At 63.6% G+C, this 26,753-nt stretch carries 23 protein-coding genes and 1 pseudogene; 9 read left to right on the top strand and 15 right to left on the bottom strand.

Annotated elements, in window-relative coordinates; all coding sequences use genetic code 11:
- Positions 1-71: 71 nt before the first annotated feature.
- The 3 genes and pseudogenes from ACIQUF_RS13280 to ACIQUF_RS13290 all read right to left on the bottom strand — a co-directional run bounded on the left by ACIQUF_RS13280 (position 72) and on the right by ACIQUF_RS13290 (position 3,159).
- Positions 72-935 (bottom strand): methyl-accepting chemotaxis protein, encoded by an 864-nt coding sequence (locus ACIQUF_RS13280; protein WP_403132513.1) that lies wholly within the window; start codon positions 933-935, stop codon positions 72-74.
- Positions 933-1,973: pseudogene (locus tag ACIQUF_RS13285) on the bottom strand (Cache 3/Cache 2 fusion domain-containing protein); the annotation flags it as partial. The gene ACIQUF_RS13280 and the pseudogene ACIQUF_RS13285, both read right to left, overlap by 3 nt.
- A 259-nt stretch (positions 1,974-2,232) precedes the next feature.
- Positions 2,233-3,159 (bottom strand): LysR substrate-binding domain-containing protein, encoded by a 927-nt coding sequence (locus ACIQUF_RS13290; protein WP_403132008.1) that lies wholly within the window; start codon positions 3,157-3,159, stop codon positions 2,233-2,235.
- A 155-nt stretch (positions 3,160-3,314) separates the two neighbouring features.
- On the opposite strand from ACIQUF_RS13290, the gene ACIQUF_RS13295 reads away from it, so the two are divergent.
- Positions 3,315-4,697, top strand: a complete 1,383-nt coding sequence (locus ACIQUF_RS13295; protein ID WP_403132012.1) for a NorM family multidrug efflux MATE transporter — start codon at positions 3,315-3,317, stop codon at positions 4,695-4,697.
- A 62-nt stretch (positions 4,698-4,759) separates the two neighbouring features.
- Here the strand turns inward: ACIQUF_RS13295 and ACIQUF_RS13300 are convergent, their stop codons facing one another.
- Positions 4,760-6,427 carry a putative bifunctional diguanylate cyclase/phosphodiesterase gene (locus ACIQUF_RS13300; RefSeq protein ID WP_403132026.1) on the bottom strand — a complete coding sequence of 556 codons (1,668 nt, stop codon included), beginning with the start codon at positions 6,425-6,427 and terminating at the stop codon, positions 4,760-4,762.
- Positions 6,428-6,727: 300 nt separating this feature from the next.
- On the opposite strand from ACIQUF_RS13300, the gene rep reads away from it, so the two are divergent.
- Complete coding sequence (gene rep / locus ACIQUF_RS13305) at positions 6,728-8,737, top strand: DNA helicase Rep (protein WP_400801485.1); 2,010 nt, start codon at positions 6,728-6,730, stop codon at positions 8,735-8,737.
- Between the two features lie 64 nt (positions 8,738-8,801).
- On the top strand, positions 8,802-9,374 hold the full coding sequence (locus tag ACIQUF_RS13310) for a xanthine phosphoribosyltransferase (protein WP_019472726.1): 573 nt from the start codon (positions 8,802-8,804) through the stop codon (positions 9,372-9,374).
- A 35-nt stretch (positions 9,375-9,409) separates the two neighbouring features.
- Here ACIQUF_RS13310 and ACIQUF_RS13315 read toward each other — a convergent pair whose 3' ends face one another.
- The 5 genes from ACIQUF_RS13315 to dadA all read right to left on the bottom strand — a co-directional run bounded on the left by ACIQUF_RS13315 (position 9,410) and on the right by dadA (position 15,140).
- Complete coding sequence (locus ACIQUF_RS13315) at positions 9,410-11,266, bottom strand: acetyl-CoA hydrolase/transferase C-terminal domain-containing protein (protein WP_403132029.1); 1,857 nt, start codon at positions 11,264-11,266, stop codon at positions 9,410-9,412.
- Between the two features lie 143 nt (positions 11,267-11,409).
- Positions 11,410-11,814: a c-type cytochrome gene (locus ACIQUF_RS13320; protein WP_403132515.1), complete on the bottom strand. Its 405-nt coding sequence runs from the start codon at positions 11,812-11,814 to the stop codon at positions 11,410-11,412.
- A 154-nt stretch (positions 11,815-11,968) separates the two neighbouring features.
- Complete coding sequence (locus ACIQUF_RS13325) at positions 11,969-12,517, bottom strand: cupin domain-containing protein (protein ID WP_403132032.1); 549 nt, start codon at positions 12,515-12,517, stop codon at positions 11,969-11,971.
- A gap of 109 nt (positions 12,518-12,626) precedes the next feature.
- Positions 12,627-13,700: an alanine racemase gene (gene alr, locus ACIQUF_RS13330; protein WP_403132034.1), complete on the bottom strand. Its 1,074-nt coding sequence runs from the start codon at positions 13,698-13,700 to the stop codon at positions 12,627-12,629.
- Between the two features lie 135 nt (positions 13,701-13,835).
- Positions 13,836-15,140, bottom strand: coding sequence for a D-amino acid dehydrogenase (dadA, locus tag ACIQUF_RS13335; protein WP_403132035.1), 1,305 nt, complete (start codon positions 15,138-15,140; stop codon positions 13,836-13,838).
- 153 nt (positions 15,141-15,293) lie between these two features.
- Here dadA and dadR point away from each other — a divergent pair, with 153 nt between their 5' ends.
- A complete protein-coding gene (gene dadR, locus ACIQUF_RS13340) occupies positions 15,294-15,782 on the top strand; it encodes a transcriptional regulator DadR (RefSeq protein ID WP_003258963.1) in 489 nt (162 codons plus the stop codon).
- 2 nt (positions 15,783-15,784) lie between these two features.
- On the opposite strand, the gene ACIQUF_RS13345 is transcribed toward dadR, so the two are convergent.
- Positions 15,785-16,138, bottom strand: coding sequence for a YkgJ family cysteine cluster protein (locus tag ACIQUF_RS13345; RefSeq protein WP_403132037.1), 354 nt, complete (start codon positions 16,136-16,138; stop codon positions 15,785-15,787).
- 61 nt (positions 16,139-16,199) lie between these two features.
- Between ACIQUF_RS13345 and ACIQUF_RS13350 the strand changes: the two genes are divergently transcribed.
- On the top strand, positions 16,200-17,492 hold the full coding sequence (locus tag ACIQUF_RS13350; RefSeq protein WP_403132040.1) for an NAD(P)/FAD-dependent oxidoreductase: 1,293 nt from the start codon (positions 16,200-16,202) through the stop codon (positions 17,490-17,492).
- A 75-nt stretch (positions 17,493-17,567) separates the two neighbouring features.
- Here the strand turns inward: ACIQUF_RS13350 and ACIQUF_RS13355 are convergent, their stop codons facing one another.
- On the bottom strand, positions 17,568-17,798 hold the full coding sequence (locus ACIQUF_RS13355; RefSeq protein WP_403132042.1) for a DUF1127 domain-containing protein: 231 nt from the start codon (positions 17,796-17,798) through the stop codon (positions 17,568-17,570).
- Positions 17,799-17,976: 178 nt separating this feature from the next.
- Between ACIQUF_RS13355 and ACIQUF_RS13360 the strand changes: the two genes are divergently transcribed.
- Together ACIQUF_RS13360 and ACIQUF_RS13365 are read left to right on the top strand one after the other, a co-directional pair.
- Positions 17,977-19,407 carry a PLP-dependent aminotransferase family protein gene (locus ACIQUF_RS13360; RefSeq protein ID WP_403132044.1) on the top strand — a complete coding sequence of 477 codons (1,431 nt, stop codon included), beginning with the start codon at positions 17,977-17,979 and terminating at the stop codon, positions 19,405-19,407.
- Between the two features lie 60 nt (positions 19,408-19,467).
- On the top strand, positions 19,468-21,018 hold the full coding sequence (locus ACIQUF_RS13365; RefSeq protein ID WP_403132046.1) for a phospholipase D family protein: 1,551 nt from the start codon (positions 19,468-19,470) through the stop codon (positions 21,016-21,018).
- A 3-nt stretch (positions 21,019-21,021) separates the two neighbouring features.
- Here ACIQUF_RS13365 and ACIQUF_RS13370 read toward each other — a convergent pair whose 3' ends face one another.
- Complete coding sequence (locus ACIQUF_RS13370; RefSeq protein ID WP_403132048.1) at positions 21,022-22,161, bottom strand: MFS transporter; 1,140 nt, start codon at positions 22,159-22,161, stop codon at positions 21,022-21,024.
- A gap of 98 nt (positions 22,162-22,259) precedes the next feature.
- Positions 22,260-23,753, bottom strand: a complete 1,494-nt coding sequence (locus ACIQUF_RS13375; RefSeq protein ID WP_403132051.1) for an aldehyde dehydrogenase — start codon at positions 23,751-23,753, stop codon at positions 22,260-22,262.
- A gap of 196 nt (positions 23,754-23,949) precedes the next feature.
- Here ACIQUF_RS13375 and ACIQUF_RS13380 point away from each other — a divergent pair, with 196 nt between their 5' ends.
- Complete coding sequence (locus ACIQUF_RS13380; protein ID WP_403132053.1) at positions 23,950-24,309, top strand: cupin domain-containing protein; 360 nt, start codon at positions 23,950-23,952, stop codon at positions 24,307-24,309.
- Between the two features lie 58 nt (positions 24,310-24,367).
- Here the strand turns inward: ACIQUF_RS13380 and rpmG are convergent, their stop codons facing one another.
- Complete coding sequence (gene rpmG, locus ACIQUF_RS13385; protein WP_003253507.1) at positions 24,368-24,523, bottom strand: 50S ribosomal protein L33; 156 nt, start codon at positions 24,521-24,523, stop codon at positions 24,368-24,370.
- Positions 24,524-24,534: 11 nt separating this feature from the next.
- Entirely contained in the window at positions 24,535-24,771 is a 237-nt protein-coding gene (rpmB, locus tag ACIQUF_RS13390; RefSeq protein WP_054894119.1) for a 50S ribosomal protein L28, read from the bottom strand.
- A 361-nt stretch (positions 24,772-25,132) separates the two neighbouring features.
- Between rpmB and ACIQUF_RS13395 the strand changes: the two genes are divergently transcribed.
- On the top strand, positions 25,133-26,722 hold the full coding sequence (locus ACIQUF_RS13395; protein ID WP_403132055.1) for an ABC transporter substrate-binding protein: 1,590 nt from the start codon (positions 25,133-25,135) through the stop codon (positions 26,720-26,722).
- Positions 26,723-26,753 lie beyond the last annotated feature (31 nt).

Raw genomic sequence — 26,753 nt, forward strand, 5'->3', positions numbered from 1 at the left:
CACACGAGTTGTGTGGACCACCCTGTGGGAGCGGCTTCAGCCGCGAAGAGGCCGGCACAGCCATCCTCTATCTACACCCGAAACCGATCCACTTCCTGGCGCAACTGCGCCGCCAAGCCTTCCAGCTCACGGGCGGTAAAGGCCAGCTCATTGGCCACATCGCGCTGCTCGCCGTTGGCCTGGGCAATGCTCTGCAGGTTGCGGCTGAGCACGGTCGCGGTGCTGCTCTGCTCCTGGGTCGCGGTGCTGATCACGGTGAACTGCTCGCCCGCCAAGCGGCTCTGCTCATCGATGCGCGCCAACGCCTCGGCGACCTTGTCATTGCGCTGCAAGCCTTCCTGCATCAGCTGATTGCCCTGCTCCAGGGTGCTGATGGCATGGCCGGTCTGCTGCTGAATGCTGGCGATCATGCCAGAGATCTCATCGGTTGCCTGACGCGTACGCGCCGCCAGCCCGCGCACCTCGTCGGCGACCACGGCAAAGCCACGGCCCTGCTCGCCCGCACGGGCCGCTTCGATGGCCGCGTTGAGCGCCAGCAGATTGGTCTGTTCGGCAATCGCGGTGATCACCCCGACAATGCCGCCGATTTCCTGAGAGCGAGCGCCCAGAGTGTCCATCACGGTGGCAGTACCGCCCAGGGCTTCGGCGATCTGGCGCAGCGAACTCGACGCTTCATCCATGGCCGTGCGGCCAATACGCGTCTGCTGGGCGTTGTCGCGGGCCATGCGCTCGGTGCCGGCCATGTTGTCGGCGATGTTCATCGAGGTGGCGCTGAATTCCTCCACCGCACCGGCCATGCTGGTGATTTCGCCGGACTGCTGGTCCATGCCTTCACAGGCGCCCGCCGACAGGCCGGCCAGCGAACGGGCGCGGCCACTGACCTGCTCGGACGCGCCGCGAATGTGCTCGACCATGGTCGCCAGGGCTTCGCCCATCTTGTTGAAGCTACGCGCCAGCTGGCCGATCTCGTCATGGCTGGTCACCGCCAGGCGCGCGTTGAGGTCGCCGGCACCCAGGGCATTGGCCTGGCGCACCAGATCGTCGAGCGGGCGCAGTTTGCGTCGCAGCAGCCACAGCGTGGCGGCCACGGCCAGCAGCATCGCCAACAGGCTGCCGATGGCCAGGCGCGTCCCAACACTCCAGGTCACTTCGCGAATCTCCGCCTTGGGCATGCTGGCAACCACGGTCCACGGGCCTTCGGCGAACGGTGCCGAGGCGCTGAACAGGTCCTGATCGGCATTGGCGGGCGGCACCAGCCACTGGCCCTGGTCGTCACGGATGGCCAGAGAGCCGGTTTCGCCAATGCGGAAGCGCTTGAGGTTGTTGAATTGCGCGTTCTGCGCATCGGTGTAATCGAAGCCAACGAACAGTACGGCGATCACCCGGCCATTGCCGTCGCTCACGGGCACGTAGCGGGTCATGTAGTTACGCTCGAACAGCACTGCCCGGCCCACGTACATCTGCCCCGCCAGCAACTTTGCATAAGCCGGATGCTGGCGGTCGAGCTGGGTGCCGATCGCACGGCTGCCGTCCTGTTTCTTCAGGTTGGTGGTGATGCGTATGAAGTCATCCCCACTGCGTACGAACAGCGTGGCGATGCCCGCAGTCATCTGCTGGAATTCGTCGACCTGCTGGACGTCGTTGTTCAGCAGATGCTCACCCAGGTACAGCGCAGGCGTGGCCTGACCGGCAACCTGCACGGTTTCGCCGGCATGCAGCGACAGTCCCGAGGCAAAGCGGCGCTCGAACAAGCCGCTCAAGCGTTGGGTGTTGTCCTTGAGCGAACCGTGGAAGGTTTCCAGCTGGTCGGCCAGCAGGCGCGCCTCGCTGGCCAGGTGCGCCTGGCGCGTGGCGAGGTTGGCGTCATCCAGGGAACGCAGGGCGAACAGGGTACTGCCGGTGATCACCATCGCCAACACGATGGCGAGGGCTATACCGAGCTGCGAGGCGATGCGGGCACGCGGTTGAGACATAAAGAAGCTCCTGGCAAATGGCCGGGATCATCCTGATCACGCTGACCGCCTGCTGGTTATCGACGGAGAATCGCGCCCTCTTCCGGGACGCTGGTGCAAGTAAGTCGGCGTCGCGGGCGAATACTTGAGTGTCGGGCCGGGGTATTCGCAAACGTTTTCGACTGTCTGTACCGGCCTCTTCGCGGCTAAAGCCGCTCCTACAGGGGTTGCACAGTATCTGTAGGAGCGGCTCTAGCCGCGAAGAGGCCAGTACAGGCAATCAAAGACAGGGCAGAATCTTCACATCCGGCAAATTCACCCCCGCCGCCTCTTCCTGCAAAAACACACTCAAACGCCGCAACCGCTCGCCCCCCGGCCGGGTGCGCGGCCACACCAGGTAATAATCCATGCCACTGGGCACCGCTGTCGGCCACGGCAGGCTCAAGCGCCCATGGGCCACATCCTCGGCGACCATCAACAAGTCGCCCATGGAGATCCCGTAGCCACGGGCCGCGGCGATCATGCCCAGTTCCAGCGTGTCGAACACCTGCCCACCCTTGAGCGAAACGCTGTCGGCCAACCCCATACGTTCCAGCCATTCACGCCAGTCACGCTTGTCGGGGGTGGGGTGGAGCAATTCGATGCCAGCCAATCGGCGTTCGTCCCATGGGCCTTCGTTGAGCAGGTCCGGTGCGCCCACCGGGATCAGCAGCTCGGCAAACAGCCGGCGCACTTCCCAATCCGGCGGGAACACGCCGTCACTGAGCAATACCGCGCAGTCGAATGGCTCTTGATTGAAGTCCACGTGATCGACGTCCATCCAGGCGCTGGTCAGCTGCACTTCGTTGCCGGGCTGCAAGTGGCGGAACTGGCTCAGGCGCGCCAGCAGCCAGCGCATGGTCAGGGTCGAAGGCGCCTTCATGCGCAGGATGTCGTCCTCGCCGCGCAACGTATCGCACGCCCGCTCCAGCGCCGCGAACCCTTCACGCACCCCGGGCAACAGCACCCGCGCCGCCTCGGTCAACTGCAGGCTGCGCCCGCTGCGGATGAACAGGCGGCAGGCAAAATGCTCTTCCAAGGTGCGAATGTGCCGGCTGACCGCGCTCTGAGTAATCGACAGCTCCTGGCCGGCACGGGTGAAGGAGCTGAGCCGGGCGGCAGCTTCAAATGCGCGCAGCGCATACAGCGGAGGCATCTGGCGGGACATGAGGCACCTGCATTCGGGGCGGACAAGGAATGCTCAGAATCATATAGGCATGAGTTCAACTCATGCCAACCATCGTTTTTATCCTTTTGTGCAAAGTTGACCGAAGCCTCAGAATCGTCCCTCGCTCACAGAGTCAGGCCAAAAGGACGACACCCATGCACGTTGCGCCCACCACAGAACTCAAGGCTTTGCTGCGCCTGGCCGGGCCGCTGATCGCCTCGCAGTTGGCGCACATGCTGATGGTGCTCACCGACACCCTGATGATGGCCCGCATCAGCCCCCAGGCCCTGGCCGGTGGCGGCCTGGGCGCGGCGAGCTATTCGTTCGTGTCGATCTTCTGCCTGGGCGTGATCGCGGCGGTCGGCACGCTGGTGGCGATCCGCAAGGGCGCCAACGACATCGAAGGCGCCACGCGCCTGGCGCAGAACGGCCTGTGGCTGGCGTGGGGGCTGGCACTGGTCGCTGCGCTGGCGCTGTGGAACCTGAAGCCGGTGCTGCTGCTGTTCGGTCAGCAGCCTGACAACGTCGACGCGGCCATGCAGTTCCTCACCCTGCTGCCACTGGCATTGCCCGGCTACCTGACCTTCATGGCCCTGCGCGGCTTCACCAGCGCCTTGGGCCGTTCGACGCCGGTAATGGTCATCAGCCTGGTCGGCACGGTGCTCAACTACCTGTTCAACGTCGCGCTGATTGAAGGCATGTTCGGCCTGCCCAAGCTGGGGCTGATGGGCATTGGCCTGGTGACTGCCGTGGTGTCGATGGGCATGGCCATTGCGCTGGCGCTGTACATCCGCTGGCACCCGGCCTACGCCGCCTACCCGCTGCGCAAGGGCCTGTCGCGCCCTTCGCTGCCGGCCCTGCGTGAGCTGTGGCGGCTGGGGCTGCCCATCGGCGGCACCTACATGGTGGAGGTCGGCCTGTTCGCCTTTGCCGCGCTGTGCATGGGCGTACTGGGCAGCACCGAACTGGCGGCGCACCAGATCGCGCTGCAGATCGTCTCGACCGCGTTCATGGTGCCGACCGGGCTTTCGTATGCCGTGACCATGCGCGTGGGGCTGTATTACGGTGCCGGCAATCTGCTGGCGGCGCGCAGTGCCGGGCGGGTGGGCATGAGTTTCGGCGCGATGCTGATGTTCGCTTTTGCCGCGCTGTTCTGGCTGCGCCCGGAAATGCTGGTGGGCCTGTTCATCGATGCTAACGACCCGGCGTTCGCGGGCATTTACCAGTTGGCGGTGAGTTTGCTGATGGTCGCGGCCTGGTTCGAGCTGTTCGATGGTGTGCAGACCATTGCCATGGGTTCGATCCGTGGGCTGAAGGATGCCAAGACCACCTTCCTGATCGGGCTGTGCTGCTACTGGCTGGTCGGTGCGCCGAGTGCCTGGCTGCTGACCTTCACCCTGGGCGGCGGCGCGGTCGGGGTGTGGTGGGGGCTGGCGTTAGGGCTGGCCTGTGCCTCGGTGGCGCTGACCTTTGCCTTTGAGTGGCGGATGAAGCGGATGCTGGGGAAGGCTGGGGTTGGGGCTGCTGCTTCGGTTTGATTCGAGGGCCCTATCGCGGATGAATCCGCTCCTACAAGAGCGGATTCATCCGCGATGAGGCCCTAGAGCACTTCCACCAGCTTGCGCTCGGACGCCTGCTGCAGATACTCCACCAACTCCTCCACCGGCAACGGCTTGCTGACCAGGAACCCCTGCACCTGATCACAGCCAAACCCACGCAACAAAGCCATCTGCTCGTAGCTCTCGACGCCTTCGGCCACCACCTCAAGATTGAGGTTGTGCGCCAGGTTGATCATCGCGTGCACCAGCTTGCGGTTCTCCTCGCGCATCTCCATCTCGGCGACGAAGCTGCGGTCGACCTTGAGCAGGGTGATCGGCAGGCTGTTCAGGTGCACGAACGAAGAGAAACCGGTGCCGAAGTCGTCCAGCGAAAAACGAACGCCCAGTCGCCCCAGAGCGTCCATGGTCTGGCGCACCAGCTCGTTGCGGCGCATCACGGCAGTTTCCGTCAGCTCGAACTCCAGCCAGCGGGCATCGACACCGTTCTCGATGATCAGGCGACTCAGCGTCGCCAGCAGTTGGCTGTCCTGGAACTGGCGAAAACTCAGGTTCACCGCCATGTGCAGCGGCGCCAGGCCGCTCTCGCGAAGGGCCTGCATGTCGCGCAAGGCGCGGGAAATCACCCAGTAGCCCAGCGGCACGATCAGCCCGCTTTGCTCGGCCAGCGGCACGAATTCACTCGGCGGCAGCAGGCCACGCTCGGCATGGCGCCAGCGCACCAGCGCCTCCAGACCGACGATGCGGCCATCGGCCAGGTTCAGCCGCGGCTGATAGTGCAGCTCCAGCTCGTCGCGGCGCAGGGCGCGGCGCAGCTCGCCTTCCAGGTCGGCCAGGCTGCGGGCATTACGGTTGATCCGCTCGTTGAACACATGGAAGGTGCAACCCTGGCTGCTCTTGGCCTGGCGCATGGCGATGTGCGCATGCCACATCAACGGGTCGGCGCCACTTTGCGCGCGGGCATGGGCCAGGCCCAGGCTGCAGCCGAGCAGCAGGCTTTCGCCGTCGATCCAGTAGGGCTCGGCAAGGGCCTCGACGATGCGTTCGGCGATCCACTCGGCGCGGCCGGTGTCGCGGCGGGTATCGATCAGCAGGGCGAACTCGTCGCTGCCCAGGCGCGCCAGCTGGTCGCCCGCCTCCAGTTGCTGCTTGAGGCGCGAGACCACTTGCAGGATCAGACGGTCGCCGCCTTGATGGCCAAGGGCATCGTTGACGTGGCGGAAGTTGTCCAGGTCCAGGTGCCCAAGGGCCACGCCGCGGCCGTCGTTTTCGGCCAGGCGCGCGGTCAGCAGGGCCTGAAAACCCTGGCGGTTGGCGATACCGGTCAGTGGGTCCTGTTCGGCCAGGCGCTGCAAGGTCGCGACCAGCACGCCGCGCTCGCGCACATGGCGCAACGAACGGCGCAGGGCGTCGGCGTTGAGTTGGTCACGCACCAGCCAGTCGCTGACGCCGGTGGGTGGCGCCTCAGGCTCATGGTCGAGCAGCAGGATGGTCGGCAAGTCGCAGCGCCCCGGCGCCGGTTGCAGATCCGGGGTGGCCAATATCACCGCCTGGCGGTCATGGCTGAACAAGGTATCGACCGCCGCCCAGTTAGGTGCGGTCAGCAGCACTGCCGTGCCGTCCAGCGGCAGCAGGCACTCGCGCAGCAAGGCGGCCCATTCCGGCTCATCAGCCAACAACAGCAAACGCAGAGGTTCGACAGGCGTGGACAAGCGGGCTCCTTAAAGCATGGACGGTGACACGAGGGAGGTCGGGTATGCTACTGCATAAATGAAAATGATTTTCACTTTTAGACATATCCTTGCCCACAGCGCGTCCCGACACATTTTGACGTGCATCCTGCTCGAAAGTGGTTAAACCAGCAAATACGATTTTTTCCGTGAATAGCATGAGCCTGACTAATGGTAATAGGCAGGCGAGAAACTCTGACTCAGACGTCAGACGGTCGCGCCACAACCGCCCCATGCCTGTTAGAATGCGCGGCTATTTTCTGGCGACCCCCGGTTTCTAGCATGTCCCGACTCAATCCCAGGCAACAGGAAGCCCGTGACTACGTCGGCGGCCCTCTTTTGGTGCTCGCCGGTGCAGGCTCCGGCAAGACCAGCGTGATCACGCGCAAGATTGCCCACCTGATCCAGAACTGCGGCATCCGTGCCCAGTACATCGTCGCGATGACCTTCACCAACAAGGCCGCGCGCGAGATGAAGGAACGGGTCGGTACTCTGCTGCGGCCGGGGGAAGGCCGAGGCCTTACGGTGTGCACCTTCCACAACCTGGGGCTGAACATCATCCGCAAGGAGCACGACAAGCTCGGCTACAAGCCAGGCTTCTCGATCTTCGACGAGTCCGACATCAAGGCGCTGCTGTCGGACATCATGCAGAAGGAATACTCCGGCGACGACGGCATCGACGAGATCAAGAACATGATCGGTGCCTGGAAGAACGACCTGATCCTGCCCGCCGAAGCCCTGGAAAAAGCCCGCAACCCACGCGAGCAGACCGCCGCCATCGTCTACACCCACTACCAACGCACGCTCAAGGCGTTCAACGCGGTGGACTTCGACGACCTGATCCTGCAACCGGTCAAGCTGTTCCAGGAGCACCCCGAGGTGCTCGAACGCTGGCAGAACCGCGTGCGCTACCTGCTGGTGGACGAATACCAGGACACCAACGCCAGCCAGTACCTGCTGGTGAAAATGCTCATCGGCATGCGCAACCAGTTCACCGTGGTGGGCGACGACGACCAGTCGATCTACGCCTGGCGCGGCGCGCGCCCAGAGAACCTGATGCTGCTCAAGGAGGATTACCCCTCCTTGAAGATCGTCATGCTCGAACAGAACTACCGCTCCACCAGCCGCATTCTGCGCTGCGCCAACGTGCTGATCGCCAACAACCCGCATGCCTTCGAGAAACAGCTGTGGAGTGAAATGGGCGTGGGCGACGAGATCCGCGTGATCCGCTGCAAGAACGAGGAAGCCGAGGCCGAACGCGTGGCCATGGAAATCCTCACCCTGCACCTGCGCACCAACCGCCCATACAGCGATTTCGCCATCCTTTACCGCGGCAACTACCAGGCCAAGCTGATCGAACTCAAGCTGCAGCACCACCAAGTGCCGTATCGCCTGTCGGGCGGCAACAGCTTCTTCGGCCGCCAGGAGGTGAAGGACCTGATGGCCTACCTGCGCCTGCTGGTGAACCCGGACGACGACAACGCCTACCTGCGGGTAATCAACGTGCCGCGCCGGGAAATCGGCTCGACAACCCTGGAAAAGCTCGGCAACTACTCGACCGAGCGCGGCATCTCGATGTACGCCGCCAGCGAAGAGCTGGGCCTGGGCGAACACCTGGACGCGCGCTACACCGAGCGCCTGCAGCGCTTCAAGCACTGGCTCGACGGCGTGCGCCACAAGGTTGCCCTGGAAGACCCGATCGCCGCGCTGCACGAGATGATCCGCGACATCGACTACGAAAACTGGATCCGCCAGCAGACCGCCAGCGACAAGGCGGCGGAGTTCCGCATCAGCAACGTCTGGTTCCTGGTCGAAGCGCTGAAGAACACCCTCGAAAAAGACGAAGAGGGTGACATGACCATCGAGGACGCCATCGGCAAGCTGGTATTGCGCGACATGCTTGAGCGTCAGCAGGAAGAGGAAGAAAACGCCGAGGGCGTGCAGATGATGACCCTGCATGCCTCCAAGGGCCTGGAATTCCCCTACGTGTTCATCATGGGCATGGAGGAGGAAATCCTCCCCCACCGCTCCAGCATCGAAGCCGACACCATCGAAGAAGAGCGCCGCCTGGCCTACGTGGGCATCACCCGCGCGCGCCAGACCCTGGCCTTCACCTTTGCCGCCAAACGCAAGCAATACGGCGAAATCATCGACTGCACGCCCAGCCGGTTCCTTGATGAACTGCCGCCGGACGACCTGGCCTGGGAAGGCCTGGACGATGCGCCCGTGGAAGTCAAAGCCGCGCGCGGCAACAACGCACTGGCCGACATTCGGGCAATGCTCAAACGCTGATCAACCCTTACTCTTTAACTTTGCCGCGTTATGCGGCCACCTTTGCTACATCGAGGAAACCACAGTGGAAGCACTGCAGCAGAAGATTCGCGAAGAAGGCATCGTGCTTTCCGATCAAGTTCTCAAAGTCGACGCGTTTCTCAACCACCAGATCGACCCTGCGCTGATGCAGCTGATCGGTGACGAGTTCGCCCGCCTGTTCGCCGATGCCGGCGTGACCAAGATCGTCACCATCGAAGCCTCGGGCATTGCCCCGGCGGTGATGACCGGCCTGAAGCTGGGCGTGCCGGTGATCTTCGCGCGCAAGCACCAGTCGCTGACCCTGACCGAGAACCTGCTGACCGCCTCGGTGTATTCCTTCACCAAGCAGACCGAGAACACCGTGGCCATCTCGCCGCGCCACCTCAACAGCAGCGACCGCGTGCTGGTGATCGACGACTTCCTGGCCAACGGCAAGGCGTCGCAGGCGCTGATCTCGATCATCAAGCAGGCTGGCGCCACTGTTGCGGGCCTTGGCATCGTGATCGAGAAGTCGTTCCAGGGCGGCCGTGCCGAGCTGGACAGCCAGGGCTACCGCGTTGAATCGCTGGCTCGGGTCAAGTCGCTGGAAGGCGGTGTGGTCAGCTTCATCGAGTGATGGTTACTGGGGCCGCGTTGCGGCCCCGGCGATCTTCAAGTCGCCGCCAACCCCGCCAGCAGCAACCGCTGATAAAGCTCTTCCTTCAGCCCATGCGGCTTATCCAATTGCATCCGCGCCAAATGCGCTTCATACCCCTCCGGCCCCGGTGCATCCAGCGCAGCCTTGCCCAGCTCCAGCACCTCGCTCAAACGAAACTTGCTCTTCAGCCAGTTCAACGCCCGCAGCAAGTCCCGCTCCTCTGCTGTGAAATCAGTGCCCAATGGATACTCGGGGAACAGCCGCGCGTGCCGTGCCCTGATCGCTTCCAGCCGCTCAGGCGTGTTGTCCGTAAACCTCGCTTCCAGTTCAAAGTCCCTGGCCAGCTTGCCGGCCTTTTTAGCCTGCTCCATCAGCTCGCCCTGGAACCGAGAATCACTGATTGCCAGCAACCGCGCAATCACTTCACTGTCGGTCTGTCCGCGCAGGTCGGCGATGCCGTACTCGGTCACGACGATATCGCGCAGGTGCCGAGGGATGGTGCAGTGGCCGTAGGCCCACAACAGGTTTGAACTGACCTCGCCCCCCGCCTCGCGCCAACTGCGCAGCAGCAGAATCGACCGACCGCCCTCCAGCGCATGGCTCTGGGCGACGAAGTTGTACTGCCCGCCCACACCGCTGAGCACGCGGCCGTCTTCGAGCTGGTCGGCGACCCCGGCACCCAGCAGGGTCATGCTGAACACCGTGTTGATGAAGCGGGCATCCCGCCGCTGACGGCGTTTGAGTTCTTCCTGGCCATACAGCTCGTTGATGTAACTGATGCGAGTCATCGCGAACTGCGCACGCTGCTCTAGCGGCATCTCGCGCAAGCGCTGATAGAACGCCCGTGGGCCAAGGAAGAATCCGCCATGCACCAACACGCCCTGCTCGTCGGCTGGCCGGCGTACTACACCAGCCTCGGCCAGCGCCAAAAGGCCATTGACGAACATTTCGCTGCAGCCGTAGAGGCCCTGGGCGAAAGCGTCCACCCCCCCTTCCCGCTCGATCAAGCTTTGCCACGGGCAAACATCAAGCTCATCCATCAGCGCTCGGTAGCCCGCATTGTCGCCTTGGCGCGCCAGCAATGCGGCGGCTACGGCATCGCCCATTGCGCCGATGCCGATTTGCAACGTGCCGCCATCGCGCACCAGGGTGCTGGCGTGCAGGCCGATGCAGTGGTCCTGGGTGGTGACCGGCATGTTCGGCGTGGAGAACAGCCGACGTTGCTCGACCTGATCGATCAGCAGGTCGAATGCTTCCATGCCCAGCTCCGCGTCACCGGGCATGTAGGGTAGCTCGGCATGGACCTGGCCGAGCATGAGGATGGTTTCGCCAGCTTCGCGGCGCTTGGCGATCATCGGCAGCAGGTCGAGGGTGATGTCGGTGTTGCAGGAAAGGCTCAGGTGCACCGGCTTTTCCGGTGTGGCGGCCACCAACTGGGCGATCAGGTTCAGGCCCTTGGCGTTGATGTCACGGGCCGCGTGGCTGTAATTGCTGCTGACGTAGTCCTGCTGTGCGGCATCACTGTGCAGCAGGCTGCCGGGCTGCATGAAGAACTGCTCGACGCGGATGTTCGGCGGCAGCGTGTCGTTGCGCAGGTCGGCGAGGTAGGTGAGTTCTTCGTAGTCGGCGAAGACGCGTTCGATGAAGGGTTCGAGGAAGCGCCGTTGCAGGCCATCGCCCAAGGGTGGGCGGCCCAGGGACAAGGCTGTGTAGAGGGTCAGGCGGCGCTCGGGCAGATCGCGAACCTTGGCGTATAGCGCGTTGACGAAGGCGTTGGGTTTGCCAAGGCCCAGTGGCAGGCCCATGTGGATATGGGCCGGTAGGCGAGATAGAACCTGCTCTACGGCTTGGTCGATGGAGCAGAGGTGCATCTTGGCCTCCTGAGTCTTCTATGGGTTCAGGGGTTGGACATGAATCTCGGCTGATTCGTTGCCAGTACCGCCCGCGAAGAGGTCGGCATTGGCGACACAAAAACAAAGCCCGCCAAAAAGGCGGGCTTCATGCAATTCAATTTTTACAACCCGGACATCTTCTTGATCGCACCCTTCAGGTCATCATCCGAGCAATCCGCGCAGGTGCCCTTCGGAGGCATGGCGTTGATGCCGGTAATGGCCTTGGCGAGGATGCCGTCCAGGCCGCCCTGGTGATCGGCGCGCTCTTTCCACGCAGCAGTATCACCAATTTTCGGCGCACCCAGCAGCCCCGTGCCATGGCACGCATTGCAGTGCTTGGCGATGATGTCATCAGGCGTCTTGGCGCCGCCGCCGCCCGCCGTGGCAGCCACTTCCATGCCTTTGCATTCCTGGCCCTGGACGCACACCTGGCCAACCGGCTCCAGGCGTTTGGCGAGGTCGTCATTGGTCGCAGCGGTTGCACTGATTGCCCAAAGGGCGAATACGGCTGCTGGTACGGCCAGCATCTTCTTGATTTGGTTCACGCGTACACCCTCATGGTGGCTAATCACGCCCGCGGCCACGGTAATGCGAGCGTTGAAAAGTATAGCGGGAACCCAGAAGGCGTGAAACGACCCTACTTGGGAAAGGGGTATTGCCGAATCAATGCATTGTGCTGGATCAAAAATTCGACGGCGTGGCGGCGCTGATCAGCCGGGCCGGCTCATCGAACGGGTTGCGAAAACGGTGCGGGCGAGTGCTTTCGAAGTAATAGCTGTCGCCTTCTTCAAGGATGAAGATCTCGGTGCCCACCACCAATTCCAGGCGGCCTTCGAGAAGGATGCCGGTTTCTTCGCCGTCGTGGGTGAGCATCTCGGCGCCGGTGTCGGCACCTGGTGGGTAGATTTCGGTCAGAAACGCGATAGCCCGGTTGGGGTGTGACTTGCCCACCAGCTTCATGGTCACCGCGCCGTCGGAAATGTCGATCAGCTCGTGGGCCTTGTAGACGATCTGCGCGGGGCTTTCGACCTCCAGTTCGACGGAAAAGAACTCGACCATGGACATGGGAATCCCGCTCAGCACTTTGCGCAGCGAGCTGATCGAAGGGCTCACGCTGTTTTTCTCGATCATCGAGATGGTGCTGTTGGTCACCCCCGCGCGCTTGGCGAGTTCACGCTGGGACAGGCCCTTGAGCTTGCGGATGGCTTGCAGTCGTTCGCCGACGTCCAAAGCTGGAGCCTCCTGAAACGGTGTGATGGCGGGGTGAATGTGAACGATATCATGGCAATGCCGTTCAGTATTTACAACACACCGCCCTCAGGCTGTCCGCTTCAGCGTGTCATTCGCCGAAATAGTCCAGCGGCACGCGTTTCAGGTTGCAGAAGATCTGATAGGGAATGGTCCCGGCGTGCATGGCCACTTCGCTGGCCAGCACCTGCTTGCCCCACAACTCGACCGGGCTGCCGATGGTGGCCTCGGGCACGTCGGTCAGGTCGATGCACAGCATATCCATGGACACACGGCCGATCAGCTGACTGCGCTTGCCGGCGACCATCACCGGGGTACCGGTGGGGGCCTGGCGGGGGTAGCCGTCGGCGTAGCCCATGGCGACCACGCCCACGCGGGTCGGGCGCGGGCTGATGAACTTGGCGCCATAACCCACCGGCTCGCCAGCGGGCAGTTCACGCACGCTGATGACCCGCGATTGCAGGGTCATGACTGGCTGCAGGCGCTCGGCCTGGGCCTGCTGCACTTCGAACGGCGTGGCGCCGTACAGCATGATGCCCGGGCGCACCCAATCGCTCGGCGCCTGTGGCCAGGCCAGCACGCCGGGCGAATTGCGCAGGCTGCATTCGGCGGCCAGGCCCTGGCGGGCGGCGTCGAACACGGCGATCTGCTGGGTGGTGGCGTCGGCATCCAGTTCGTCGGCGCGGGCGAAGTGGCTCATCAGCACGATGCGCGAAACCTTGCCGGTGGCCAACAGAGTTTGGTAGGCGGCGTGGTAGTCCTTGGGGTGCAGGCCGGCACGGTGCATGCCGGTATCGAGCTTGAGCCAGAGGGTCAGCGGCTTGTGTACCGACGTTTGTTCGATGGCTTCCAGTTGCCACAGCGAATGCACCACGCACCACAGGTCGTGCTCGGCGATCAGCGCCAGTTCGCTGGCTTCGAAGAAGCCTTCCAGCAGCAACACCGGGGCTTTGATACCGGCCGCACGCAGCTCAAGCGCCTCCTCGATGCAGGCCACGGCGAAGCCATCGGCTTCGGGTTCCAGGGCCAGGGCGCAGCGCACGGCGCCGTGGCCGTAGGCGTCGGCCTTGATCACGGCGAGGGCTTTGGCGCCGGTCAGTTCACGGGCGAGGCGGTAATTGTGGCGCAGGGCCTGGAGGTCGATCAGGGCGCGGGCGGGACGCATGGCGGCTGCCTTATGGTGGTTCGGGTTGAAAACGGTGTCGGCCTCTTCGCGGCTGAAGCCGCTCCCACAGACATTTGCAACGCTGCAGATCCCGTGGGAGCGGCTTCAGCCGCGAAGAGGCCGGTACAGACAAACTTATTGCTGATGAGCCGGCGCTGACTGCCCGTGCTTGGCCGCTTCCCGAGTGTTGCCATACCGGGAAATATCCAGGCCTTCAGCACTGATCTGCGGCTTCTTGCGCGCAATCAGGTCGGCCAGCAGTCGGCCGGAACCACAAGCCATGGTCCACCCCAGCGTACCGTGCCCGGTGTTGAGGAACAGGTTGCGGAACGGGGTGGAGCCCACGATTGGCGTGCCGTCCGGGGTCGCCGGGCGCAGGCCGGTCCAGAAGCTGGCTTCGCTCAGGTCACCGCCGCGAGGATAAAGGTCGTTGACGATCATCTCCAGCGTTTCGCGCCGACGCGGGTTCAGCGACAGGTCAAAACCGGCGATCTCCGCCATGCCGCCCACGCGGATGCGGTTGTCGAAACGGGTGATGGCGACCTTGTAGGTCTCGTCGAGAATGGTCGAGGTCGGCGCCATGTCGGGGTTGGTGATCGGCACGGTCAGCGAGTAGCCCTTGAGCGGGTACACTGGCGCCTTGATGCCCAGCGGCTTGAGCATCTGCGGCGAGTAGCTGCCCAGCGCCAGCACGTAACGGTCGGCGGTTTCCAGCTTGCCGTCGATCCACACACCATTGATGCGGTCGCCAGCGAAGTCCAGGCGCTGAATGTCCTGGCCGAAGCGGAATTCGACACCCAGCTTGAGCGCCATGTCGGCCAGCTTGGTGGTGAACAGTTGGCAGTCGCCGGTCTGGTCGTTGGGCAGGCGCAGGGCACCGGCGAGGATGTTCTTGACCCCGGCCAGGGCCGGTTCGACGCGGGCGATGCCATCGCGGTCGAGCAGTTCATACGGCACACCGGACTGCTCCAGTACGGCGATGTCCTTCGCGGCGGCATCCACTTGAGCCTGGGTGCGGAACAGCTGGGTGGTGCCCAGGGTGCGGCTTTCGTAGGCGATACCGGTTTCGGCGCGCAGTTCGTCGAGGCAGTCGCGGCTGTACTCGGACAGGCGCACCATGCGCTCCTTGTTCACCGCGTAACGGCTGGCGGTGCAGTTGCGCAGCATCTGCGCCATCCACAGATACTGATCGACGTCGCCGGTCAGCTTGATGGCGAGGGGCGCGTGGCGCTCCAGCAGCCACTTGATGGCTTTGAGCGGCACGCCTGGGGCAGCCCAGGGCGAGGCGTAGCCGGGCGAGATCTGGCCGGCGTTGGCAAAGCTGGTTTCCATGGCCACCGCCGGTTGGCGATCGACCACCGTGACCTCGTAACCTTGCCGGGCCAGATAATAGGCACTGGCGGTTCCGATGACACCGCTACCAAGTACCAGAACTCGCATTGTTGATCCCTCGCACGCGGCGCACCGCATTTTTGTTGAAATAGCATGGATGCGCGCAGTATAAAAATTACAGACCAGTGCAATTCACTATATAAAAGCCTATATTTGGCGAGAATTCTCGGCAAAATCGCCTTTCACGGAGGGGCATCCCCTATGAGAACCCAGCACCAGAGCAAGCGTGAACTGGACAAGATCGACCGCAACATCCTGCGGATCCTGCAGAATGACGGGCGTATTTCCTTCACCGAACTGGGCGAGAAAGTTGGGCTTTCCACCACCCCTTGCACCGAACGCGTACGCCGCCTGGAGCGCGAGGGCATCATCATGGGCTACAACGCCCGGCTCAACCCGCAGCACCTGAAGGGCAGCCTGTTGGTGTTCGTCGAAATCAGCCTGGACTACAAGTCGGGCGATACTTTCGAGGAGTTCCGCCGCGCGGTGCTCAAGCTGCCGCATGTGCTGGAATGCCACCTGGTGTCAGGCGATTTCGACTACCTGGTGAAGGCGCGTATTTCCGAGATGGCGTCGTACCGCAAGCTGCTGGGCGACATCCTGCTCAAGCTGCCGCACGTGCGCGAATCGAAGAGCTACATCGTGATGGAAGAGGTGAAGGAAAGCCTCTGCCTGCCGATCCCGGACTGAGGCTAGACCAGCACCTGGCGGGTGGTGGCGATGAACCGGTGCACCAGCTGCTCGGCTTCGGGTTCGATCATCGGTTGCGGGCCGCGCCCACGCGGGCAGGCCATGCGGGGCGTGGTACCGAACAGCCGACAGATCATCGGCCGCTCCTCATAAACGGTGCAGCCATCGGGGCCCAGGTGCACGCAATCCAGGCGTTCCAGCGCAGCGTCCTGCTCGGCCTGCGACTTGCGCGGTAGGCGCGCCATCTCTTCGGCGGACGTGGTGACCGGGCCGCAACAATCGTGGCAGCCGGGCTCGCACTCGAAAGAAGGAATGAGTTCGCGCAGGAACTGGATCTTGTGGCGGTTGCAGGACATGGCTGGGTACGAAGCAGGAATTCAGGCAAGATTATAGGCCCATTCGCCCAGGACCTGCCCAATGATCCACAGCGCGCAGCACGCCGCCTCCTACTATGCCGCCAGCAGCGCGCCACACGCCGACTACCCCTTCCTGCAAGGCGAGCACAGCGCCGACGTGTGCATCGTCGGCGGCGGCTACTCGGGCCTGAATACTGCCATCGAGCTGGCCGAACGCGGCTTGTCGGTAATCCTGCTGGAGGCGCGCAAGCTGGGCTGGGGCGCCAGCGGGCGCAATGGCGGCCAGCTGATTCGTGGCGTCGGCCATGGTCTGGAGCAGTTCCTCCCGGTGATCGGCGAAGAAGGCGTGCGCAGCATGAAGCTGATGGGCCTGGAAGCCGTGGAGATCGTCCGTGAGCGAGTCGAACGCCACGCCATCGCCTGCGACCTGACCTGGGGCTACTGCGACCTGGCAAACAAACCCGGTGAGCTGCAAGGCTTTGCCGAGGATGCCGAGGAACTGCGCAGCCTAGGCTACCGCCACCAACTGCGCCTGGTGCAGAAAGACGAGATCCACAGCGTGGTCGGCTCCGACCGTTACGTCGGCGGCCTGATCGACATGGGCTCGGGGCACCTGCATCCGCTCAACCTGGCGATCGGCGAAGCGGCCGTGGCCAGCCGCCTCGGCGTGCAGCTTTACGAGCAATCGGAAGTCAGCCGCATCGAGTACGGCCCCGAAGTGAAGGTGCACACCGCCCAGGGCCGCGTGCGCGCCAAGACGCTGGTGCTGTGCTGCAACGCCTATCACAACGACCTCAACCGCGAGCTGGGCGGCAAAGTGCTGCCCGCCGGCAGCTACATCATCGCCACCGAGCCGCTCGGCGAGGAACGCGCACGCCAGTTGCTGCCGCAGAACATGGCGGTGTGCGACCAGCGTGTGGCACTGGACTACTATCGCCTGTCCGCCGACCACCGCCTGCTGTTCGGCGGCGCCTGCCATTACTCCGGCCGCGACCCGCAGGACATCGCCGCGTACATGCGGCCGAAGATGCTCAAGGTATTCCCGCAGTTGGCCGACGTGCGCATCGATTTCCAATGGGGCGGCATGATCGGCATCGGTGCCAACCGCCTGCCGCAGATCGGCCGCCTGGCCAGCCAGCCGAACGTCTATTACGCCCAGGCCTACTCCGGTCACGGGTTGAACGCCACGCACCTGGCCGCACGCCTATTGGGCGAGGCGATCAGCGGCCAGCAGAGCGGGCGTTTCGACCTGTTCGCCAAGGTGCCGCACATCACCTTCCCCGGCGGCAAGCATCTGCGCTCGCCGCTGCTGGCGCTGGGGATGCTCTGGCACCGGCTGAAAGAGCTGGTCTAGGTCACCTGAGTACCTATGGGAATGGCACCGGCTTCGCCGGTGTTCGCGGCTGAAGCCGCTCCTACAGGTTGGGAGTCAATCTCTCCAGAAAGGTTTGCTACCTTCTTCCCGAGCCTGCTCCCAGCTCAACCCGATATCCCGCAGCTGGTTGTCATCCAGCTGCAGCAACGCCCTCCGGGTGTGCCAGCGGTGCAGCATCAAGCCCCAACGGCCAAGGCCTGCCGGCGCATTGAAAACCTGGGCCTGCTGCCCCGCTTCCAGTTCCTTGGCCATCAGTTGCAAGCGCACATCGCTCATGCCACCCATCGCTGCGTTCTCCCATTCAGTGGTTACCGTGGAGAAAGCATGCGCGCTGGCAGCGTCGACAATACAGAACCACTACAAGGTTATTATTCCCATACAGAATTGGCGGCCGACGGGCTGAATGCTGTATTTTCAGCGCAACTGTACTGGTCGCTGCCGAAAAGCCGCGCAGGAGTATGCCGTGACGCTCTACCTGAACCTCGCCGAGCTGCTCGGCGCCCGTATCGAGCAAGGCCTGTATCGCCCCGGCCAACGCCTGCCGTCGGTGCGCGCCCTGAGTGTGGAACACGGCGTCAGCCTGAGCACCGTGCAGCAGGCCTACCGCATGCTGGAAGACAGCGGCATGGTCTCGCCACGGCCCAAGTCCGGCTACTTCGTCAGCGACCACCGCCACCTCGCCGCTCTGCCCGCCGTCAGCCGTCCGGCGCAGCGCCCGGTGGACATCTCGCAATGGGAGCAAGTGCTGGAACTGGTGCGCAGCACCCCGCGCAAGGATGTGATCCAGCTGGGCCGCGGCATGCCCGACATCGACAGCCCCAGCCTCAAGCCCTTGCTGCGCAGCCTCGCCCAACTCAGCCGGCGGCAGGACATGCCAGGGCTGTATTACGACAACATCCACGGCAACCTCGCCCTGCGCGAGCAGATCGCCCGGCTGATGCTCGACTCCGGCTGCCGCCTGGGGCCGGCCGACCTGGTGGTGACTACCGGTTGCCACGAAGCGCTGTCGTGCAGCATCCGCGCGGTGTGCGAGCCCGGCGACATCGTCGCGGTCGACTCCCCGAGCTTCCACGGTGCCATGCAGACCCTCAAAGGCCTGGGCATGAAGGCGCTGGAAATCCCCACCGACCCGACCACCGGCATCAGCCTCGAAGCCCTGGAGCTGGCGCTGGAACAATGGCCGATCAAGCTCATCCAGATCACCCCAAGCTGCAACAACCCGCTCGGCTACATCATGCCCGAGGCGCGCAAGAAGGCCCTGCTGAGCCTCGCTCAGCGCTACGACGTGGCGATCCTTGAAGACGATGTGTATGGCGACCTGGCCTACACCTACCCGCGCCCGCGTACCCTCAAGTCATTCGACGACGACGGCCGCGTGCTGCTGTGCAGTTCGTTCTCCAAGACCCTCGCCCCCGGCCTGCGCATCGGCTGGGTGGCGCCGGGTCGTTACCTGGAGCGCGTGCTGCACATGAAGTACATCAGCACCGGCAGCACCGCCACCCAGCCGCAACTGGCCATTGCCGACTTCATCGCAGCCGGGCATTACCAGCCGCACGTACGGCGCATGCGCAGCCAGTACCAGCGCGCTCGCGACCTGATGAGCGATTGGGTGAGCCGTTACTTCCCGGCCGGCACCCGTGTCAGCCGGCCCCAGGGCGGCTTCATGCTGTGGGTGGAGTTGCCTGAACATTTCGACACGCTGCGGCTGAACCGCGCTTTACTGGAACAGGGTGTGCAAGTGGCGGTGGGCAGCATCTTCTCGGCCTCGGGCAAGTTTCGCCACTGCCTGCGCATGAACTTTGCCGCGCGGCCAACGCCTCAGATTGAGGACGCGGTGCGCAAGGTCGGTGAAACCGCCCTTCGTCTACTGGCTGAGGACAACGGCGAAGGGTAACTTTGCGCCGCCCTCTGTGGTCCAAATTCCCAGGCCCTTGCTGCACAGGACGATCCACATTTGAGATTCCAGCGCATTCTGCCTCTGCTGCTGGCGCTGCTCGGCCTAGCAGGCTGTGCCAGCGTTGGTGCCCCCCGCGAAACCAGCCAGGCACTGCCGGCCAAGGATTCTGCCTTCGGCCGCTCGGTCATGCGCCAGGCAGCACCCTATGAAGGCCGCTCGGGCTTTCGTTTGCTGCCCAACAGCAACGAGGCGTTCCGTGCCCGCGCCGAGCTGATCCGCAACGCCCAGGCGAGCATCGACCTGCAGTACTACATCGTCCATGACGGCCTGAGCACCCGCGCGCTGGTCCACGAACTGCTGCGCGCCGCCGACCGTGGCGTGCGTGTGCGCATCCTGCTCGACGACACCACCAGCGATGGCCTGGACACCATCATGGGCACCCTCGACGCCCACCCGAATATCCAGATCCGCGTGTTCAACCCCCTGCACCTGGGCCGCAGTACCGGGGTCACCCGCGCCGTGGGCCGTCTGTTCAACCTCTCGCGCCAGCACCGGCGCATGCACAACAAGCTGTTTCTGGTGGACAACAGCATGGCCATCGTCGGCGGGCGCAACCTGGGCGACGAGTATTTCGATGCCGAGCCCAACTTGAACTTCACCGATATCGACCTGCTCGGCGTCGGCCCGGTGGCCGAGCAGCTGGGGCACGGTTTCGACCAGTACTGGAACAGTGCGCTGAGCCGGCCGATCGGCGACTTCCTCTGGCAACAGCCCGATGCCGAAGACCTGAGTGCCAGCCGCCATCGCCTGGAAGTGTCGCTGGCCGAGGCGCGGGTGAAGCGCAAGGCGTTGTATGACCGTTTGATGGCCTATCAATCCCAGCCGCGCCTTGACGTCTGGCGCAATGAGCTGATCTGGGCCCACAGCTCGGCGCTCTGGGACGCGCCGAGCAAGGTGCTGGCCGATGACGAGCCAGACCCGCACCTGTTGATGAGCCAGCAGCTGGCACCGGACCTGGCCAGCGTGCACAAGGAGCTGATCCTGGTGTCGGCCTACTTCGTGCCGGGCGAGCCGGGGCTGTTGTACCTGACTGGCCGTGCCGATGCCGGGACTTCGGTCAAACTGTTGACCAATGCACTGGAGGCCACCGATGTACCAGCCGTGCATGGAGGCTATGCACCCTACCGCCGCGCGCTGCTCGAACACGGCGTGCAGCTGTTCGAGCTGCGCCGCCAGCCGGGCGACCCCAGCGCCGGGCGCCTGAGCTTCCACGGCAGCTCGGATTCGAGCCTGCACAGCAAGGCGATCGTCTTCGACCGGCGCAAGACCTTCATCGGCTCGTTCAATTTCGACCCGCGCTCGGTGCTGTGGAACACCGAGGTGGGCGTGTTGGTGGATAGCCCGGAGCTGGCCGAATACACCCGCGAACTGGCGCTGCAGGGTATGGCGCCTGCGCTCAGCTACCAGGTGAAGCTGGCCAACGACAAGCTGGTCTGGGTCACCGAGGACAACGGCCAGTTGCACACATTGAACGCAGAGCCCGGTGGGCTCTGGCGGCGGTTCAATGCCTGGATCAGCAAGGCCGTTGGCCTGGAGAAAATGCTCTGACGGTCAGGCGGGCGCCACCTCGAACGCCCCGCGCCGCCGGGTCAACACCACCAGCCCCGCCGCCCCGGCCGCCATCAGCCACAGCAGCGCATGGCCGCTGACCCATTGGCTCCCTGCCCCAGCGAGCAACGGCCCGAGCAGGCAGCCGATGCCCCACAGCTGCGCCACGTGAGCATTGGCCCGCACCAGCGCATCATCGCGATAACGCTCGCCGATCAGTATCAACGACAAGGTGAACAAGCCACCGGCGCTGGCCCCGAACAGCACCCACAATGGCCAGATCACCGGCGTATCCAGCAACAACGGAATCGCCAGGCTGGAAACCATCAAGGTCACCGCACAACCAGTGAACAGTTTTTGCCGTGACATGTGGTCGGCCAAGGCACCGATCGGCAATTGCAACACCGCATCACCCACCACCACGGTACTGACCATAAACAGCGCGATTTCGGTGCTGAAGCCCTGCTGCAGGCAATACACCGGCAGCAGGGTAAGGATCATCGCCTCGAAAGCGGCGAACAACGCAATGGCCCAGGCGATCACCGGCAGCCGGCGGCAGAAGGCGAACAGGTCGCCGAAGGTGACGCTGCAAGCCTCGGTGCTCGGCGCCCCGCCCCGCCCCAGCAGCAGCAAGGGGGCCAGCAGCAACAAGCCAGTCGCGGACCAGAAGCCGAAGTCATCGTCTGAGCCAAGGAAGCCCAGCACCAGCGGCCCGGCCAGCTGGCTCAAGGCATAGCTGCTGCCATACAGCGCCACCAGGCGGCCGCGCCACTGCTCGACCACCAATTGGTTGATCCAGCTTTCGCCGAGGATGAACACCACGGTCAGCGACATACCGATCAGCAAGCGCAGCGCCAGCCACAACGGGTAGCTGGGCAGCAGCGCCAGCAAGCCGATCGACAACGCCCCGCCCCACAGGCACAGGCGCATGGCCGCAGGCACGCCGACCCAACCGGCCAGGCGGCTGGCCAGGCTGGCGCCGAGCAGCACACCGATCGCTGGCATCGCCGCCATCACGCCGATGGCGAAGCTGCCGTAGCCCCAGGCCTCCAGACGCAGGGATACTAGCGGCATGCTCACGCCGAGCGCGAGCCCGACGCTCAGTACCGATGCCAGTACGGCGAAGTAGGTGCCCCAACGCATTTGGCCTCCTAGGCAAAATTCTTGAATGACAGAAACGACAAAGCCGGGACGGCGTTAACCGACCCGGCTGGTGGGGGCTGCTGTGCAGCCCCAGCGACTTACAGCTTGATCCAGGTCGCTTTCAGCTCAGTGTACTTCTCCAGCGCATGCAGCGACTTGTCACGGCCGTTGCCCGACTGCTTGAAGCCACCGAACGGCGCGGTCATGTCGCCGCCGTCGTACTGGTTGACCCAGACGCTGCCGGCGCGCACGGCACGGGCGGTCTTGTGAGCCTTGGAGATGTCCGAGGTCCAGATGCCAGCGGCCAGGCCATACGGCGTGTCGTTGGCGATGGCGATGGCTTCTTCGGCAGTGTCGAAGGCGATCACCGACAGCACTGGGCCGAAGATTTCTTCCTGGGCGATCTTCATGGCGTTGGTCACGCCGTCGAAGATGGTCGGCTCGACGTAGGTGCCACCGGTCTCTTCGAGGGTGCGCTTGCCACCGGCCAGCAGTTTGGCGCCGTCCTGGTGGCCGGCGTCGATGTACGACAGCACGGTGTTCATCTGCTGAGTGTCGACCAGCGCACCGACGGTGGTCTGTGGGTCCAGCGGGTTGCCTGGCTTCCAGCCCTTGAGGGCCTCGACCACCATAGGCAGGAACTTGTCCTTGATCGAGCGCTCGACCAGCAGGCGCGAACCTGCGGTGCAGACTTCGCCCTGGTTGAAGGCGATGGCGCTGGCGGCAGATTCGGCGGCGGCTTGCAGGTCCGGAGCGTCGGCGAAGACGATGTTCGGGCTCTTGCCACCGGCCTCCAGCCAGATGCGCTTCATGTTCGACTCACCCGCGTAGATCATCAGCTGCTTGGCGATCTTGGTCGAACCGGTGAACACCAGGGTGTCGACGTCCATGTGCAGGGCCAGGGCCTTGCCAACGGTGTGACCATAGCCTGGCAGCACGTTCAGCACACCGGCCGGGATGCCGGCTTCGATGGCCAGTTGGGCGATGCGGATGGCGGTCAGCGGCGATTTTTCGGACGGCTTGAGCACCACCGAGTTACCGGTGGCCAGGGCCGGGCCGAGTTTCCAGCAAGCCATCAGCAGCGGGAAGTTCCACGGTACGATGGCACCGACCACACCCACTGGCTCGCGGGTAACCAGGCCAAGTTGGTCATGCGGGGTTGGCGCGACTTCGTCGTAGACTTTGTCGATGGCTTCGGCGTTCCAGTGCAGGGCTTGCGCTGCGCCTGGGATATCTATGGTGGAGGAGTCACCGATCGGCTTGCCCATGTCGAGGGTTTCGAGCAGCGCCAGCTCTTCGACGTTCTTGCGCAGCAGCTCGGCGAAGCGGATCAGCTTGGCCTTGCGCTTGGCCGGGGCCAGCTGCGACCAGACGCCGGAATTGAAAGTAGCGCGGGCGTTTTCCACGGCGCGGTTGGCGTCGGCCAGGTCGCAGCTGGCGACCTTGGCCAGGAAGCGTCCGTCGACCGGGCTCAGGCAGTCGAATGTTTCACCGGATGCGGCGTCGGTGTATTCGCCGTTGATGAAGGCGCGGCCTTCGATCTTCAGTTGCTGGGCACGTTGTTCCCAGTCCGCACGGGTCAGGGTGGTCATACGAAACTCCTCCTCTTGTTTAGGTGCAACGCCGCACTGAGGACTCACTGGCGTTGTCAGAATTCTGGCCGGGCGACGAGCGCACACGGGCAAGCGATACCCTAAACCAGGCCGGGTAAACTATCAATATATTTGACACGAATGGCCTAAAAGCCTACTGATGTGCATTTTATTAAACAACAACAGGAGCCGTACCATGAGTATCGCCAGCATCATCGACTTCGCCCAGGTGCTCACCGAGGCTGAACGCTACCGCCCGGCGGCGGAAAAAATTCTCAAGGGCGAGCCGGACCAGGCTGTCTACAACCATTACTCCAGCCCGTGCGGGCAGTTCGCTGCGGGCGTGTGGGAAGGTGAAGTCGGGCAATGGACAGTGAACTACACCGAACATGAATATTGCGAGATCGTTCAAGGCGTTTCGGTGCTGCGCGATCAGGATGGCGCTGCCAAGACCCTGCGTGCCGGTGATCGGTTCGTCATCCCGGCGGGCTTCAAGGGCACCTGGGAGGTGCTGGAGCCATGCCGCAAGATCTATGTGATGTTCGAGCAGAAGTAGCAGACATAAAAAAACCCGCGTCCTTTCGGATGCGGGTTTTTGTCAGGTCGCCGATCAATTACTTGATCTTGGCTTCCTTGTATACCACGTGCTTGCGAACAACCGGATCGTATTTCTTGATCTCGATTTTGTCCGGAGTGGTGCGCTTGTTCTTGTCGGTGGTGTAGAAGTGGCCGGTACCGGCACTCGAAACCAGACGGATCAATTCACGCATGATGTTCTCCCTTAGACCTTGGCGCCAGCTTTACGGATGTCAACCAGAACGGCGTCGATGCCGCGCTTGTCGATGATACGCATGCCTTTGGCGGAAACGCGCAGACGCACGAAACGGTTCTCGGACTCAACCCAGAAACGGTGGTGCTGCAGGTTCGGCAGGAAACGACGACGGGTTTTGTTGTTTGCGTGGGAAATGTTGTTCCCGGTTACTGGACCCTTACCAGTAACTTGACAGACTCTCGACATGACTCAGCCCTCTAAAACCACATGCCCAACCCGGCATGGGTTGGCCGCTTAATCTCTCAGTCTTTGGCGCCAGGCGCCGTGATTCTGGAGGTCTTATCGACCGGATCCGCTGATGCGACAGGCCGAGCCCCTAGAAAAGAGCGCTGCTTTATACCAGAAAGACTGCGTTGCAACAACAGATGATGAGCATCTGACTGAGACAAATCGTGCGCGAGCAGCATAGCGGCTAGCGCGGCGCACTGTCGACCACTCGTCGCCAGCCGGCAGAAAAAGGGGGTAGTCATTTGCCGATGCGCACACTAGGGTAGGACGTTTCCAGACTGCACCGGCAGATGGGCCAATGATCAGCCAAGGAGCCACCATGCGTGCTGCCGCCCTTTCCTTATTCTTCACCTCCCTGTTAGCCGCAGGCATTGCCCAGGCTGCCCCGCTGAGTGTCTGCAGCGAAGCCAGCCCCGAAGGCTTCGATGTGGTCCAGTACAATTCGCTGACCACCACCAACGCCTCGGCGGACGTGCTGATGAACCGCCTGGTCGAGTTCGACGCCACGCAAGGCAAGGTCGTACCGAGCCTGGCGCAAAGCTGGACAGTCTCGGCCGATGGCATGGTCTACGACTTCAAGCTGCGAGACGGCGTCAAATTTCACACCACGCCGTACTTCAAGCCCAGCCGCGAACTGAATGCCGATGACGTGCTGTTCAGCTTCCAGCGCATGCTCTACCCCGCCCACGCCTGGCACAAGTCGGCTCCGGGTGGCTACCCGCACGCGCAGTCGCTGCAGTTGGGCAGCCTGATCAAGTCGATCGAGGCCGCTGACGGCAACACTGTGCGCTTCACCCTGACCCACGCCGACGCCACCTTCCTGGCCACCCTGAGCATGGGCTTCGCCTCGATCTACTCCGCCGAGTACGCCGACAAGCTGCTCAAGGCCGGCACCCCTGAAAAGCTCAACACCCAGCCGATCGGCACCGGCCCGTTCGTCTTCCAGCGCTTCCAGAAAGACGCCGTGGTGCGCTACCGCGCCAACCCCGATTACTTCGCCGGCAAGCCGGCGGTTGACCCGCTGATCTTCGCCATCACCACTGACGCCAACGTGCGCCTGCAAAAGCTCAAGCGCGGCGAGTGTCAGGTCGCCCTGTCGCCCAAACCGCTGGACGTCGCCGAAGCGGGCAAGGACGGTAACCTCAAGGTCGCCACCACGCCGGCCTTCATGACCGCCTTCGTCGCCATCAACAGCGAACACCCGCCGCTGGACAAACCCGAGGTGCGCCAGGCGATCAACCTGGCGTTCGACAAGCAGGCCTACCTCAAGGCCGTATTCGAAGACACCGCCACCGCCGCCAACGGCCCCTACCCGCCCAACACCTGGAGCTATGCCAAGGACTTGCCCGGCTACCCGCTGGACCTGAAAAAAGCCAAGGCACTGCTGACCAAGGCCGGCTTCCCCGAAGGTTTCAGCACCACGATCTGGACCCGCCCTTCGGGCAGCCTGCTCAACCCCAACCCGAGCCTCGGCGCGCAGATGTTGCAGGCAGACCTCGGCAAAATCGGCATCAAGGCCGAGATCCGCGTGATCGAATGGGGCGAGCTGATTCGCCGCGCCAAGGCCGGCGAGCATGATCTGCTGTTCATGGGCTGGGCCGGCGACAACGGAGACCCTGACAACTTCCTCAGCCCGCAGTTTTCCTGTGCAGCGGTCAAGTCGGGGACCAACTTCGCGCGGTTCTGCGATAACCGCCTGGATCAGCTGATCAGCGCCGGGCGCACGACCAACGACCAGAGCGTACGCAGCCGGCTGTACCAGCAGGCGCAGACGTTGATTCAGCAGCAGGCGTTGTGGGTGCCGCTGGCGCATCCGACGGCGGCGACGTTGTTGCGCGATGGGGTCGAGGGGTATGAGGCGAGCCCGTTTGGGCGGCTGGATTTCAGTAAGGTTTCGGTGAACCGCTGAACCTGTGCCGGCCTCTTCGCGGCGGTCCGAC

The organism is Pseudomonas sp. NPDC090233 (assembly GCF_044772285.1).
Lineage (GTDB): Bacteria > Pseudomonadota > Gammaproteobacteria > Pseudomonadales > Pseudomonadaceae > Aquipseudomonas.

Bases quoted from the DNA above. Each gene is read 5' to 3' on its own strand.
- ACIQUF_RS13350 (WP_403132040.1), top strand. From the start codon at position 16,200: ATGATCCACAGCGCGCAGCACGCCGCCTCCTACTATGCCGCCAGCAGC.
- ACIQUF_RS13320 (WP_403132515.1), bottom strand. From the start codon at position 11,814: ATGCTGGCCGTACCAGCAGCCGTATTCGCCCTTTGGGCAATCAGTGCA.
- rpmG (WP_003253507.1), bottom strand. From the start codon at position 24,523: ATGCGTGAATTGATCCGTCTGGTTTCGAGTGCCGGTACCGGCCACTTC.
- ACIQUF_RS13370 (WP_403132048.1), bottom strand. From the start codon at position 22,161: ATGCGTTGGGGCACCTACTTCGCCGTACTGGCATCGGTACTGAGCGTC.
- ACIQUF_RS13375 (WP_403132051.1), bottom strand. From the start codon at position 23,753: ATGACCACCCTGACCCGTGCGGACTGGGAACAACGTGCCCAGCAACTG.
- alr (WP_403132034.1), bottom strand. From the start codon at position 13,700: ATGCGTCCCGCCCGCGCCCTGATCGACCTCCAGGCCCTGCGCCACAAT.
- ACIQUF_RS13290 (WP_403132008.1), bottom strand. From the start codon at position 3,159: ATGTCCCGCCAGATGCCTCCGCTGTATGCGCTGCGCGCATTTGAAGCT.
- ACIQUF_RS13315 (WP_403132029.1), bottom strand. From the start codon at position 11,266: ATGCACCTCTGCTCCATCGACCAAGCCGTAGAGCAGGTTCTATCTCGC.
- ACIQUF_RS13395 (WP_403132055.1), top strand. From the start codon at position 25,133: ATGCGTGCTGCCGCCCTTTCCTTATTCTTCACCTCCCTGTTAGCCGCA.
- ACIQUF_RS13295 (WP_403132012.1), top strand. From the start codon at position 3,315: ATGCACGTTGCGCCCACCACAGAACTCAAGGCTTTGCTGCGCCTGGCC.
- rpmB (WP_054894119.1), bottom strand. From the start codon at position 24,771: ATGTCGAGAGTCTGTCAAGTTACTGGTAAGGGTCCAGTAACCGGGAAC.
- ACIQUF_RS13280 (WP_403132513.1), bottom strand. From the start codon at position 935: ATGGGCGAAGCCCTGGCGACCATGGTCGAGCACATTCGCGGCGCGTCC.
- ACIQUF_RS13345 (WP_403132037.1), bottom strand. From the start codon at position 16,138: ATGTCCTGCAACCGCCACAAGATCCAGTTCCTGCGCGAACTCATTCCT.
- ACIQUF_RS13355 (WP_403132042.1), bottom strand. From the start codon at position 17,798: ATGGGTGGCATGAGCGATGTGCGCTTGCAACTGATGGCCAAGGAACTG.
- dadR (WP_003258963.1), top strand. From the start codon at position 15,294: ATGAGAACCCAGCACCAGAGCAAGCGTGAACTGGACAAGATCGACCGC.
- rep (WP_400801485.1), top strand. From the start codon at position 6,728: ATGTCCCGACTCAATCCCAGGCAACAGGAAGCCCGTGACTACGTCGGC.
- dadA (WP_403132035.1), bottom strand. From the start codon at position 15,140: ATGCGAGTTCTGGTACTTGGTAGCGGTGTCATCGGAACCGCCAGTGCC.
- ACIQUF_RS13380 (WP_403132053.1), top strand. From the start codon at position 23,950: ATGAGTATCGCCAGCATCATCGACTTCGCCCAGGTGCTCACCGAGGCT.